Annotated in this window: 16 protein-coding genes; 15 read left to right on the plus strand and 1 reads right to left on the minus strand. The window is 37.6% G+C overall.

Annotated features, from left to right (window positions below; genetic code table 11):
- The first annotated feature begins 37 nt into the window (after positions 1-37).
- From ACYQ21_RS12395 to ACYQ21_RS12450, 12 genes are all read left to right on the plus strand, one after another.
- Positions 38-355: a hypothetical protein gene (locus tag ACYQ21_RS12395; RefSeq protein ID WP_460058724.1), complete on the plus strand. Its 318-nt coding sequence runs from the start codon at positions 38-40 to the stop codon at positions 353-355.
- 112 nt (positions 356-467) lie between these two features.
- Positions 468-821: a hypothetical protein gene (locus tag ACYQ21_RS12400; RefSeq protein WP_460058725.1), complete on the plus strand. Its 354-nt coding sequence runs from the start codon at positions 468-470 to the stop codon at positions 819-821.
- Between the two features lie 138 nt (positions 822-959).
- A complete protein-coding gene (locus ACYQ21_RS12405; RefSeq protein WP_460058726.1) occupies positions 960-1514 on the plus strand; it encodes a hypothetical protein in 555 nt (184 codons plus the stop codon).
- Between the two features lie 15 nt (positions 1515-1529).
- Complete coding sequence (locus tag ACYQ21_RS12410) at positions 1530-2231, plus strand: hypothetical protein (protein ID WP_460058727.1); 702 nt, start codon at positions 1530-1532, stop codon at positions 2229-2231.
- A 184-nt stretch (positions 2232-2415) separates the two neighbouring features.
- Positions 2416-2550, plus strand: a complete 135-nt coding sequence (locus tag ACYQ21_RS12415; RefSeq protein ID WP_460058728.1) for a hypothetical protein — start codon at positions 2416-2418, stop codon at positions 2548-2550.
- A 15-nt stretch (positions 2551-2565) separates the two neighbouring features.
- Positions 2566-3174, plus strand: coding sequence for a hypothetical protein (locus ACYQ21_RS12420; protein ID WP_460058729.1), 609 nt, complete (start codon positions 2566-2568; stop codon positions 3172-3174).
- A 112-nt stretch (positions 3175-3286) separates the two neighbouring features.
- Positions 3287-3448, plus strand: coding sequence for a hypothetical protein (locus ACYQ21_RS12425; protein ID WP_460058730.1), 162 nt, complete (start codon positions 3287-3289; stop codon positions 3446-3448).
- A 473-nt stretch (positions 3449-3921) separates the two neighbouring features.
- Positions 3922-4905, plus strand: a complete 984-nt coding sequence (locus tag ACYQ21_RS12430; RefSeq protein WP_460058731.1) for a ribose-phosphate diphosphokinase — start codon at positions 3922-3924, stop codon at positions 4903-4905.
- A 28-nt stretch (positions 4906-4933) separates the two neighbouring features.
- On the plus strand, positions 4934-5722 hold the full coding sequence (locus ACYQ21_RS12435) for a helix-turn-helix domain-containing protein (RefSeq protein WP_460058732.1): 789 nt from the start codon (positions 4934-4936) through the stop codon (positions 5720-5722).
- Between the two features lie 9 nt (positions 5723-5731).
- The gene (locus tag ACYQ21_RS12440) at positions 5732-6868 is read left to right on the plus strand and encodes a class I SAM-dependent methyltransferase (RefSeq protein WP_460058733.1); all 1137 of its coding nucleotides are present in this window, start codon (positions 5732-5734) and stop codon (positions 6866-6868) included.
- Between the two features lie 3 nt (positions 6869-6871).
- A complete protein-coding gene (locus ACYQ21_RS12445) occupies positions 6872-7519 on the plus strand; it encodes a type I 3-dehydroquinate dehydratase (RefSeq protein ID WP_460058734.1) in 648 nt (215 codons plus the stop codon).
- 112 nt (positions 7520-7631) lie between these two features.
- Entirely contained in the window at positions 7632-8834 is a 1203-nt protein-coding gene (locus ACYQ21_RS12450) for a hypothetical protein (protein ID WP_460058735.1), read from the plus strand.
- A gap of 348 nt (positions 8835-9182) precedes the next feature.
- On the opposite strand, the gene coaA is transcribed toward ACYQ21_RS12450, so the two are convergent.
- Positions 9183-10103 (minus strand): type I pantothenate kinase, encoded by a 921-nt coding sequence (gene coaA, locus ACYQ21_RS12455; RefSeq protein WP_460058736.1) that lies wholly within the window; start codon positions 10101-10103, stop codon positions 9183-9185.
- A 185-nt stretch (positions 10104-10288) separates the two neighbouring features.
- Here coaA and ACYQ21_RS12460 point away from each other — a divergent pair, with 185 nt between their 5' ends.
- From ACYQ21_RS12460 to ACYQ21_RS12470, 3 genes are all read left to right on the plus strand, one after another.
- Positions 10289-10867, plus strand: a complete 579-nt coding sequence (locus tag ACYQ21_RS12460) for a GDSL-type esterase/lipase family protein (RefSeq protein ID WP_460058737.1) — start codon at positions 10289-10291, stop codon at positions 10865-10867.
- A 13-nt stretch (positions 10868-10880) separates the two neighbouring features.
- Complete coding sequence (locus tag ACYQ21_RS12465) at positions 10881-11459, plus strand: class I SAM-dependent methyltransferase (RefSeq protein ID WP_460058738.1); 579 nt, start codon at positions 10881-10883, stop codon at positions 11457-11459.
- 390 nt (positions 11460-11849) lie between these two features.
- Positions 11850-13145: an MFS transporter gene (locus ACYQ21_RS12470; protein WP_460058739.1), complete on the plus strand. Its 1296-nt coding sequence runs from the start codon at positions 11850-11852 to the stop codon at positions 13143-13145.
- Positions 13146-13298: the final 153 nt, after the last annotated feature.

Consider the following 13298-nt stretch of genomic DNA (forward strand, 5'->3'; position numbering starts at 1 on the left):
TTTGATAATGTTCTGGCGCAACTTGAGGAGGTCACTCATGGCTAATTTAAGTAAGTATCTTGACCCTGAAAACAGTCAAAAGACACATATTCCGCTTGAAACAAGGCGCAAGCAACAAGTGCAGGTGCCAAAAAAACAGAATAAATTGACGACAGTCAAGGTCACACTAGAGAGCTATGAAAAGCTGAATATCCTCAAAACAGCTACTGGTCAAACACATTTGAGCTTGCTTGATGCAGCTTTAGAACTTTACTTTGAAACAATCGCCCTTGAAAATCAAAAAGTGAAAGCCTACAAGGCGTTGGCTGATGATTATAAGGTCGTAGATGGTCAAATGACTATTGATGATTTCTAAGGCTGACTAAGTAGCGGAAATACAAGGAAATGCTTGTATTTTCTGAAATGTAGACAATGATTCTGCCTACATTTTAGAGAATGCAAGTTCAAGAAAATAAAGGAAAAAATATATGACAAATCAAATAAAAAACGCAAAAATTGTAAGCACACACTTAGGCTATGAAGAACACGGCATATTCACGGCTTATATCAGATTTGAAGGTGCGGGTTGGGGTGTTGTTATGGGTGGCGAGGTTTTAGATAAGCCAACAGATAAGGGGCGTGTACTTGGTCGTCGTGGTGCAGCACTTATACCAGAAATACTTAAAGTTGTTGGTGTTGATACTTGGGAAGATTTACCAGGTAAGTATGTGCGTGTTGAAGATGAAGATCTTGGTAATAAAGTAACTAAATTCGGTCATTTAATGGATGATATTTGGCTAGATTTTGACAGCTTTTTTAAGCAGAAAAATGAAGGGGACTAAGCATTGGACAGTTTAATTTTTATTTTTAGAGTAATACGAAGAATAATTTTATTCCCCTTGATAATAGTTGTCCTTGGTCTAGTGGTAGTTTTTCTTTTTAAGCCTACTCATTTCATCAAGTTTGTGGAAGAACGCAACATGACAAAGATTACTAAGGGACAACACTTTTTACCAGAGTATGAGACAGCAGGAAAGCAAGTAGTGGCTGATATACTTGCAGAGGCTAAAAATCAATCAGAAGTTTTTGGAAGTAAAAGCTACACGGTTGACCCTGATGCCAAAGAAAACGATGATAAAAAAGAAGTCCAATTTGATAAATTTCTTTTTACAGAGATTGGCTTGAGAGCATTTGATACTAAGCATTATACAGAAATCAAATTTTCAACTGCAATGAATTTCAATCAACAAGGTTTATCAGTCCTTCAATCAAATGTAGATCCTATTACGTATAATTTTAAATCAAATTCATTTGATCAGACGATAAACACTGAATACTTGAAAAAAGATTTAGTCGGTCTATGTGTTGTTCATGGCAGTAAAGACGTGACCGATAAAGGGACTTTAAAAATAAAGAACGGCTTGATTACTTGGAAAATGAACGAGGATGAACTTAAACGTGTCAATGATAATACATCAGATGATGATTTCTTCTTTTTCATCTTCCAGACAAAGCCTAAAACGGCGATAAAATAGTGAAAGAGGGCGAAAATGGATAAATACACCTATTCAGAATACTTGAAAGAAATTAGTAAAATTCCTAAAAATAATCAGCTGGCTCATACCATAGGTTTGATTGCTTTTAGCTTAATAGTGATAATCATACTGTTATTCTTTATCATGCTTTATGACGATTATCTAGATAAGGACATGTTCATTACAATGCTTATTCCTTTACCTGTGCTAGCCATTATATTGATTATTTGCCTGTGTTCAGGAGGGTTTAGAACTGCCAAATATAAAGGGCTGCCAAAATCCGAGATACAAAAAATGTATTTAACTCAGGCAAAAAAGATAGAGACTAGTGAGTCAATCCCAATCTATAACTTAAATACGACAAACTCACAAGAAATCAATGGTCATGTTTCAGGCAGCTTTCTGTTTGTCTCTGGTAGCGTTGAAACCTCAAGCAAAAGAGATTATAGGTATGTGGTTAAAGAGACGGACGGCTATCAATTCTTGAACCTAAAAGATGAGTATAGTCTATCTAGTGATAAGCAGGTATTTATCAATGAAACTGCTGAAAGTCCTGCTTTGGTCATTAAAAAGCAGAAATACGAAGATAAGCGCTTTGATAAGCTCTTGAAGGAATTTAACAGTAGTCGTTGGTCTCACTTCAAGCCTCTTTCAGATGAAAAATATATCTTCAATGTGCCTAAAGGTTCAGTAGTTAATTCGTTTGATCCGAAGTGATAAAAAAGAATGGTGGAAAAGTAGAGTTTTCTACTTTTCTACAAATATATATCTTATAAATATGATAAAATAGAGGTAAGAAATGGCGATTACAAATGAGCTGGAGAAAGTACTTAAGCATCTTAAGCGAGAACAAAGGCGTGCGATACCATTTAGTGGCTTAGTATATGGTAGGGGTAGGTCATTGACCAGACTTGGATTAGATGACGAGTTCTCAATGGATGAATTACGTGAGCTTATCCGTAGAAACGGGCATACCAAATATGAACTGGTGCTTTATAAAGAAATGTCACTAGTTATCGTCGGAAATAATCAATAAAGGGAGACAAATAAAATGAACATGATAGAAAAAATTCAAGAAACAACGGTAAAACAACGGATTATCGTAGGCGTAGCAGTCCTAGCCTTGCTTGGCTTAGGTACTGGTGTGACCGTACACAAACACAATGTCGCATCTGCTAAAGCTGAGACTGCTAAACAAGAAAAAATCGCCGCAGATAAAAAAGCAAAAGATAAAAAGGCTGCGGAGAAAGCCAAATTTGAGGCTGAAAACAAGGCTAAACTTAAAGCGTTAGCGGCTAAAAAAGAGGCTGAGACGAAAGCTAAGGCTGAAGCAGATGCCAAAGCAAAAGCAGAGAGTGAAGCTAAGGCTAAAGCCGAAGCGGAAAAAACTGCTTTTGCTCAAGCCGAACAGGCGCAGGCAGAACAACAAACAGAAGCTGCAGCGCTGGCTGAGGCGCAACCTGAACAAGGCTACGCACAACCAGGTTACACTGAACCTGCTTATACAGCGCCAACCTCTCAAGCCCCTGCGCCTGCACAACCTTCTACTGGTGGTGGCGGTACGCCGACTGACTGGTCTCAGGCGGGACGTGATAAAGATGAGTATGATGCGAGTACAAGCAGTAATTATCCTCCAGGACAAAATCCATGGGGAAATTAAATAATTTATAATATTGAAAGGCAATCATCATAGCGTGTGATTGCCTTTTCTTGTTGGATGAAGTAGAAAAGTAGAAAACGCTATTTTTCTATATGAAATGAAAGGTTCAAAAATGGATACAATTAAAGTAGAAAAAAAATCACAAAAACGTTTATCAATGAGTGAATGTGTTAAGAAGGAATTTTTAAAGGCAGTACCTATCAGAAAATGTATTGTAATTGATCTGAATTTGGAATCGAAGAAATATTTGGATAAAACAAAAAATAATTTATAGAATTGAAAGGCTTTAAATACAATGAGTAATAGAAAGCAAGAAGTACTCAGAAAAACCAAAGAGATGATGTCGTTTTGTGGCAATATGTTTGTGGCTGTTATATTTTTACTACTTTTTAGCTCTGATTATAGTGAAAAAAAGATATAAGCAAAACAATCATCGCTTGACCGAAATGTCGGTAAACTAAGCTCAGAGAAATCTTTTACAGGTTTCTCTTTTTTTGTATCTTCAGAAAGGAGATTTTTTTTGAAAAATCAAACAAAAAGTCGGTGGACTTGGAAAATTTGGGTTTTCATCGCAAGCCTTGTTCTGTTCGCAGCTGCAGCAGCTGACTAACATCGTTTACAAAACACTTGAAAAATAGTAAAATGGGAGAGTATCCGATACTATGGATGGTGTTTAAGTTATTTTAGTCCATACCTCATTCAACTGGTTGAACAGTTAATTAGGTATCAAAAATCATGGAGGAAGACATGTCGTACGCAAACCTGAAGTTATTTGCACTCAGCTCAAACCAAGAACTGGCTAAAAAAATCGCTAGAAACATGGGACTCGATCTCGGAAAATGCAATGTTAAAACTTTCAGTGACGGTGAAATTCAAATCAATATTGAGGAGTCAGTTCGTGGCAGTCATGTCTTTCTGATTCAATCAACATCTAGTCCAGTCAATGAAAACTTGATGGAATTGTTGATTATGGTTGATGCTTTGAAACGTGCCTCTGTTGGCTCGGTTAATGTTGTCATGCCTTATTATGGCTATGCACGTCAAGACCGCAAAGCACGTCCACGCGAACCTATCACATCAAAATTGGTCGCAAACATGCTCCAAAGAGCTGGTGTTGACCGCTTAGTGACAATTGACCTCCATGCGTCACAAATTCAAGGTTTCTTCGATATTCCAGTTGACCACCTTATGGGTGCGCCACTTATTGCAGACTATTTTGATCGTCTCGGTTTGACCGGTGCTAATGGTGACGTCGTGGTTGTATCGCCTGACCATGGTGGGGTAACACGCGCACGTAAATTGGCAGACTTCTTGAAAACACCGATTGCGATTATTGACAAACGTCGGCCACGTGCCAATGTTGCTGAGATTATGAATATCATTGGTGACGTCAAAGGTAAAAAATGTGTCCTCATTGATGACATGATTGATACAGCGGGTACAATCACGCTTGCAGCTAACGCACTTAAAGGACTTGGCGCAACTGAAATTTATGCCTCTTGTACGCATGGTGTCTTATCAGGACCAGCGCTTGAGCGTATTGAAAATTCAGCGATTACGAAATTGGTTGTCACAGACACCATTGAGTTACCAGATAGCATTCGCGACTCTGAAAAAATTACTGAAATTTCAATCTCAGCGCTGATTGCTGATGCTATTGTCAGAATTCACGAAAATCGTCCTTTGTCACCCTTGTTTGCCATGCGTGTCAAATCAGAAGATATAGTCTAAACGCCAGTTGGCGTTTTTTGGTAAAATCATGAAGATAGAAACATTAGCCAAATTATTCCCAATTAAAACAGGCGCAAGTGAGAACGCCTCAGACCTTAATTTTGAAAGCGAAGGTCAGGCATTCCATATTGCCAAACATGAATTAACACCGCGAGAAATCAGCCTTTTTAGTGATGTTTTGTTTCAAGCCAAGACGCTAGATTTCGACCAACTCCCCCACGGTACCTATCGCGTGATTCAGTTCAAATCTCAAGGATTTGCTGACATCGCTGAAAACCTATCCCTGATTTTTTCAGGTATCGTAAAGGTCAAACAGCTCTCAGCTACCTCCGGCATCGCCATTGAAAAAATGTCGCCTGACCGCCTGAGCGAGGGAGAAATCAAGCAAGTACTGGGGACCTTAACTCAGGATTTAGGGGTAAAATGTGACTATTATTTGGGGTTGTTTGCAGACCAGACAGAACTCAGCACGCTTTATCCAACTGAGCAAAACAACTTTGAACAGGGGCTCAGTTTTTCAGAATCGCTTATCAAAGCAGGCCTCGCCCAAGTCACCAGTCCGCCATTAACCAAAATTAAGCAAGGGCTTTTGACCGATATAGAGGCGCAGGATTTGATTACGCAGCTCTACAAAAATGATGGCAACCAGCTGAAAACGGCCAAGGCCATGTATATCCACCGCAATACCCTGACGCAAAAAATCAAGAAATTTGAGCGACAATACGGTTTGACATTAAGCGGGAGTGATCTGGTCTTGCTTTATAGTCTGATTCTCTCTTCATCAAACCATAGCAATAAACATGATTTTTGTGTATAATTTAATGTAATGACTAAACTAACGATAAATAAATACGCTGCTAAAAAGATTTCCAAAGGAATTGCTGTGCTTGATGCGCGTGATTTTCCGGGAAATACTTACACTGAAGGATTGGCTGACCTCTATTTTGACCATCAATTGGTCAGCAAGGCTTATTTTTCACGTCAAAATAAAGGAATTGGTTGGACGATTACCTCAACTGATTTTAGACAGCTATTGACTGATGCTAAAAGTAAACGCCAGTCCTATGCGCAAGATACGGTAACGACAGCTTATCGTCTCTTTAATCAAGATGGAGATGGCTTTGGTGGTATGACCATTGATATTTATGGAGATTATGCCCTTTTCAGCTGGTATAATGCTTTCATTTATACACTTAAAGATGAAATTTTATCAGCCTTTCAAGCTATTTTTCCAGAAATTTTGGGCGCCTATGAAAAGGTACGCTTTGAGAGTAAATTACCGATTTCAAGCCATATCTATGGCAAAATAGCACCAGAAAAATTTATCATTTTGGAAAATGGTGTTAAATACCAAGTCTTCCTAAACGACGGATTGATGACAGGTATTTTTCTAGACCAGCATGATGTACGAGGTGCTTTACTTGAACACTTGGCAGCAGGCAAAGACATCTTAAACTTATTTTCTTATACAGCAGCTTTCTCAGTCGCTGCAGCCATGGGCGGTGCCAAGTCAACGACATCAGTCGATTTAGCTAAACGCTCACGTGAATTATCCGAGGCACATTTCAAAGCCAACGGTCTATCACTTGATGCTCACAAATTTCATGTCATGGATGTTTTTGAGTATGCCAAGTATGTAGCTAGGAAAAAACTAGGCTTTGACCTCATCGTCATCGACCCACCAAGTTTTGCACGCAATAAAAAAATGACCTTCTCAGTCGCCAAGGACTACCACCAGATCATTGCTGATGTGCTCCCGATTTTGAACCGTCACGGTAAAATCATCGCTTCGACCAATCATGCCAGACTCAGTCGCGCAGACTTTTTAGATGAATTAAGAAAAGGCTTTGGCACTCAGAAATTTGATATCATTGAAGCATTTCATCTGCCAGTAGACTTTGCGACCAATCCCGCAGACCCGCAGTCTGACTATCTCAAAGTCTTTGTTTTGGAGGTCAAATAAGAGATGAAAATAGTTGTTCCGATTATGCCAAAAAGTCTGAGCGAAATCGCTAACTTAAATGTCGCCCAATACGCTAACACCGACTTGGTCGAATGGCGTGCAGACTTCATGACCATACCTGATTTAAAGCAAGCAGCACAAGACATTAAGGCTCAGTTTCCAAATCAAGAGATTATTTTTACGTATCGAACAGAAGACAAAGCTGAGACCATCATCTCAGCAGAAGATTATGATACTTTAATCCATCAATTTTCAACTGAATTTGCATACGTTGATGTTGAAATCTTGAGATTCCCGTCTATTTCATTGCCTGACAACGCCATCGTGTCCTACCATGATTTCACGCAAATCCCTCAAAATCTGCCAGATATTTTATCAAAAATGGCAGCATCAGGAGCAAAAGGCATCAAATTTGCCGGTATGCCCCAAAAGCAATCGGATGTCCTAAGACTGATGACTGAAACCTTACGTTTTTCTGAAGCACATCCGAACTTGACCTTAGTGACCATGGCCATGGGAGAACTTGGGAAAATCACACGCATCGCAGGCGATAGTTTTGGGAGCAGTTGGACCTTTGCTTCGGTAGCTGCGACCAGCGCACCGGGGCAGCTGAGCCTTGCGGAGATGGTTAAGCTTCATGAGATGATTTAAAGAAAGAGACGAAACAGAATGCGGAAGTTTTTGAAATGGATTTTACTTGGTATATTCGTCTGTTTGCTATCACTATTTGCTTTTAATTTCTATAAAGCGAATAAAGAAGCAAATGAAAAAAGTCGAAAATCCTTTTGTTTATGAGTACAATCTTAAGTTTGATTTTGAATATGGTCGTGATGGTGAAAAAACGTATAGAATGCCAATTAGTTTGATTGGGGAATCTAAGAATACAAATGAAGTCGGCTTTAAATCAACTGTCACAATGGATAAAAATGGGAAGATGACTTACATACAAATTCTTGATGTTGACAGTGTTTCGCCTATTTATCCTGATTTTTCAGAAGAGGGAGGGTACTGGTTCGGTTTTACTTTTTTCAAGGATAAAGTTGTTATGGATTATTTTTATGGAACTGGTGATGATCCATATAGAGAAGTGCATATCAGTCAGACATATCAGGTCAAAAATGGAAAATGGCAGCTGAAAAAAAAAGAGGGCTATCAAAGTGATAGAGCGTATTTGAAAGTAGGACGTAAGAAAGTCAAACAAGCACTTAGTGCACTCAAAAAGAATGATATTAACTATGAAACTTTATATCAAAGTGTTAAAAATACCAAAGGTGCTAGTGATGCAGAAGTCAAAACAATGTTTAATGATTACAGAGAACATTTGGAAAATGACCCAACTGAATTAAAAAATGTTATCACAGATAGTCAAATAAAGGTCGAAAAGGTAGATCAGGATATCATTAAAATTTATCCAAGCAATCAAGAATTTTATGGGACGAATCATATGACCATGAGTCAAATGATGGCAGATGAAATGCTACTCAAAAAATTGACAGACCCAGAAGAAAATGACAAGGAAACGTTGCCTGATGATTTTGTGCTAACATTCAACGCTAAAACGAATGAACTCAGTATTGATGCAAATAACTTTTATGAAACATTCAAATCAGATAGCTTTTATATCAAATATAGATATACTGATACTGTTAAATTAAAACCGACAGAAGTAGATGGCTTAAAAACTTATCAATTTGCAGATAGTCAGCGGAAAATTAGATTTCCAGATTTTTTTGTTCAGGGCGATAATGATAAAAGATTCTTTTATAATTATTTTAGTCTTGGTTATAATGCGGACCACCGTATTGTTCAAAAAGAGGTTGAAAATAAAAAAATTCAGACTTATGAATATGCAGGAGAGTATCGTACTTATAGTTTAAAGTGGAGTGATACTGTTGAAACGGTGGCTTATCAAGATTTTAATGATAATACGATTGCTCAAGATTATTTACAGTATTATGGTATTTAGCTCATTCAAATTAAAGTCTAGTGATGAAAATAAGTAGCTAGAAATGCAAAAAAAGAGGTTGGGACAAAAGTTCTCTAAAAATAGGCGATGAACCATTTCCGAAGTTAATTGGAATCGTTTATCGCCTATTTTTGTGTGAATTTGGTATTCTTTTATCAAAACAATACGAAATTAGCAAGAAAAGTGCTGTTTGTGTGTGAATTTAGTATTCTTTTGTCAAAACAATACCAAAATAGCAAGAAAAGTGCTGCTACTATTGAAAAAATCAAGAACCTGTGAAAAGTCAAAAATTAGCATCATTTAGTCTATCCATTTTTGAAGCCTTTTGTCCCAATCTCTTTTATGTTATCAATATTTCTTCAAATAAATTTTATCAACTTTGTGGTGTTTATCCTTGTGTAGGATGACTTCAGCGCGACTACGAGTTGGCTCGATAAATTCGCGGAGATTGACGAGGTTGACTTTTTTCCAAGTATCGCGCGCTACCTTCAACATTTGGTCAGTGGAAAGCGTTGTAAATTGGTGATAGTAGTTGGTGCTGTCTTTTTTGGCGAGTTCTAACAGTGTTTTAAAACGCTCTAAATACCAACGTTCAATATTGCTTTCTGTTGCATCAACATAGATTGAAAAATCGAAGAAATCGTTGATATACAAGCGTTTATTAAGGGTGCTTTGGAAGACGTTAATTCCTTCAACGATTAAAATATCCGGAGATTTGACTAGTGTTTTTTCGGGTAAAATGTCGTAGATTTCATGCGAGTAAACTGGGATTTCAACATCCTTACCAGACTTAATCTCAGACAAAAAGCGAATCAGGCTTTCCATATCATAAGACTCAGGAAATCCTTTTCGGTGGAGGATATTTTGCTCTGTCAGGGTTTGGTTGGGATATAAAAAGCCATCTGTTGTGACAAGTCCCACAGTTGACGTCTTAAACGACTGCGACAAAAGCAACTGTAACAAGCGTGCTGTCGTTGATTTGCCGACGGCAACAGAGCCTGAAATGCCGATGATAAAGGGTTGGTTTTCAGCAATTTTTTGGAGGAATAAGCCTTTTGAAAAGCTGAGATCGCTCATCGTTTTCTTGTAAATGCGGATGAGTTGAACCAGTGGCAAATAGACATCATTCACATCTTGAACGCTGATCTCATCATTGATTGACTTGATATTGTCAAGCTCGGTTTCTGTCAATGTCGGTAGCGTTTTTTTATAAAGATTCTGCCAAATATGGCGGGTGATTTTTTCATAATTAATCAGTTCAGTTTCCATAAAAATAATTTTACCACAATAAGATTTGTTTTACCAGAATACGCTTACAAATCTGATGGATGGGGAATTACTAGATTTAATCGCCTTGATATATTTGCTTGAATTCGTTCTCAATATCCAAAAGACATAAAATCATCATCCTGTGTTAAAATAGAGATGGAAATAAAACGAAAAGAGGATAGAAAATGAAAGTAGCAGTGTTTGGTGATTCAATTTCAGCGAAAATTGACATGAAAACCTGGACAGAAGACTTTTTAAATCGGATGGGATTTCCAGGAGAAGTTGACTTGTTTGCTGTACCTGGTGAAGATACTTCTGATGCCTTAAAACGCTTAGATCAAGTTGTTGCAGCGCACGCTGATTATAACTATATTTTCTTTGGAGCTAATGATGCGGCTGATCACCATGATGTTTCAGTTGTCGATTTTATTAATAATCTAACCACATTTGTCACTGCCTTGGGTGCTGATAAAACATCGATTTTAACACCGTCGTACGTGAATGAAGTAGCCATTGCCCAAACGCATGAAATGTCTGGTCGCAGCAATGCAAATGTCGCACTGTATGTCGCAGCTGCCAAAACCGTTTCTGAGGAAACTGGTGCCAAAATTGTGGATCTTAACCATGCGATGACGATTTACCCAGGTTCTGATGAATTCGTTGGTCCAGACGGTGTTCATTTTTCACAAGATGGTTATGAACTGGTCACTTCGCTAATTGCAGTAGACGTCAAATCACGGGAGCTTGCTAAAACATATGTCTGAAAAATTCCAAAAAATGTATTATGATGAAAATCCAGATGCCGCACACGACCTACACGAACTGGAAACCGTCTTGCTTGGTCAAAAAATGACCTTCACGACCGATGCCGGTGTTTTTAGTAAAAAAGCCATTGATTTTGGTAGCCAGGTCCTCTTGAATGCCGTCCATTTTTCAGAAAACTCTACCCTTTTAGATGTTGGCTGTGGCTATGGACCAATGGGGTTGAGCTTAGCGAAAGTACAAGGCGTGACCGCCACATTAATAGATGTCAACTTGCGAGCTCTAGCACTTGCAGAGAAAAATGCCGTAAAAAATGGTGTGACAGCAGATATCTTCCAGTCCAATCTCTATGCCAATGTTTCAGGTCGTTTTGACAATATCGTCTCAAATCCACCGATTCGTGCAGGAAAAGTGGTCGTGCATGGTGTCATTTCAGGTGCTTATGACCATCTAAATGATCAAGGGACGCTGACCATTGTCATTCAGAAAAAACAAGGTGCACCTAGTGCTAAGAATAAAATGACAGAAGTTTTTGGTAATTGTGAGGTCATTTCTAAAGAGAAAGGTTATTTTATCCTGCAAGCCATAAAATAATAAACGACTATTTTTGAGGTAGTGAAGTCTCCATTTTGAGTTAAAAATGAGAGACTTTTAATTTTCAAATATTTCAGGAAAATCTCTCAATTATTTATTTTTGATATCTAAAATTTTCTTGCTCACAAAAATAACTGACTTTGCTAGGGATGATAACTTATTTTTTTACGGTTGATCTAAATATTAAAATATAAGAAATCTCAGTCTTTGGATGAAGCATTTTTAAAAGTTATTTGTTTCAAAAGACATAATCAAAATAAAGCAAAAATATTGTCAGACTACTTTTTTATGCTGAGGGATAATAAAAAAGTTGAAATTTTCAGACTATAATGTTATACTAACAAGTAATCAATACAATTTAAGTAACACATAGAGAGGTATTTATTATAAATGACCACATCCACTGTTTCCTCAAAAGGAAAAACAACTTTACGCACGGTTGTCTTAATTGCCACCTTGTTCTTAGGCTATTTTATGATTTATGTTGATAAATTATCTATTAGCATTAGTATTATTCCAATTTCTAAAGAACTCGGGATTACACCTTCACAAAAAGGCATGATTATGAGTGCTTTCTTCCTAGGCTATGCCGTGATGCAAATTCCCTACGGTTTCTTAAATACCAAACTAGGTTCTAAAAAAATTCTGACTTTTAGTATTTTCTCTTTAGGTTTCTTTGCTGCTCTGTTTAGTTTCGGTACATCAATTATCTATTTTATCTTGATTCGTTTTTTGGCGGGTGCGATTGCGCATGCAGGCTACCCTCAAAGTGCTAGTAAAGAAGTACAGTCTAGTATTCCACTTTCTCAAAGAACTTTTACGCAAGGGATTTTGATTAGCTCATCTGGTATTGCGAGTATCTTTGGTCCGCTTTTTATCTCACCCGCTGTCCAAAATCTGGGCTATAAACAAACCTATCTCATTTTAACTGTTATCGCTGTCATCATCAGTTTAGTTTTACTTTTTGTCATCCCTAATAATAATGTGACAACTGCGACAGCTGCTCAAAAAGTGACTGAAAAAATATCACTCAAAACAGTTCTGTCTAACAGACTGGTCTGGGTATTATTTGGGTGTGATTTGTTGATAAATGCTGTCATGTATGGTGTTATCAACTGGACACCATCATTTTTAACAAGTAATGAAGTTGGTTTCAGCTTGACACAACAAGGAAATATGACGTCAATTACTGGTGTTTGTTTTTTAATTGGCTCCCTAGGTGGTAGTTTTATCGTTGGTAAATATTTTCTGAATAAGGAACGGCTTGTGATTGCAGTAACAACTCTTGTCGGTTCAGCTACTTTATTTTTAGCTTATCAAATTCCTCATGGTAATGCTATTAACATGATACCAATTACGCTTTGTTTCGCCCTTGCTGAATTATGCTATGCGACTGCCTTTGTCAGTTTAGTTAGCCTACCTCTAAAACGCTTTAAACCAGCTGAATTTTCGCCGAGTTATGCATTTATGGCAACTGGTGGTATTTTAGGTGGTGCCATAGCCCCTTATCTTATCGGTGCTTTAGTTGAAAAAACTGGGAGCTATGCGACTATCTTTACGTTATTTTTAATCTTAGGACTTCTCAGCACTATCGTCATTTTCTTTGTTCCGAAGCACTATACGCCTATTGAGAGCGACAAACAAGTCATGAGTGAATTGGAAGAATTGTCACAGCAGGAGTTATAATTTAAAGTTATTTTTTGTAAATATGCTATAATCCCGAGTTTGACAGTTAAAACTAAAAAATACACCCCCAAAAGCTATTATATCAAGGGATATGATAGTTTTTTACAACTTCACACTTGTTGTAGACGGTTGGTTTTGATATAATATAAATAT

The sequence above is a fragment of the Pseudolactococcus yaeyamensis genome (assembly GCF_054658615.1).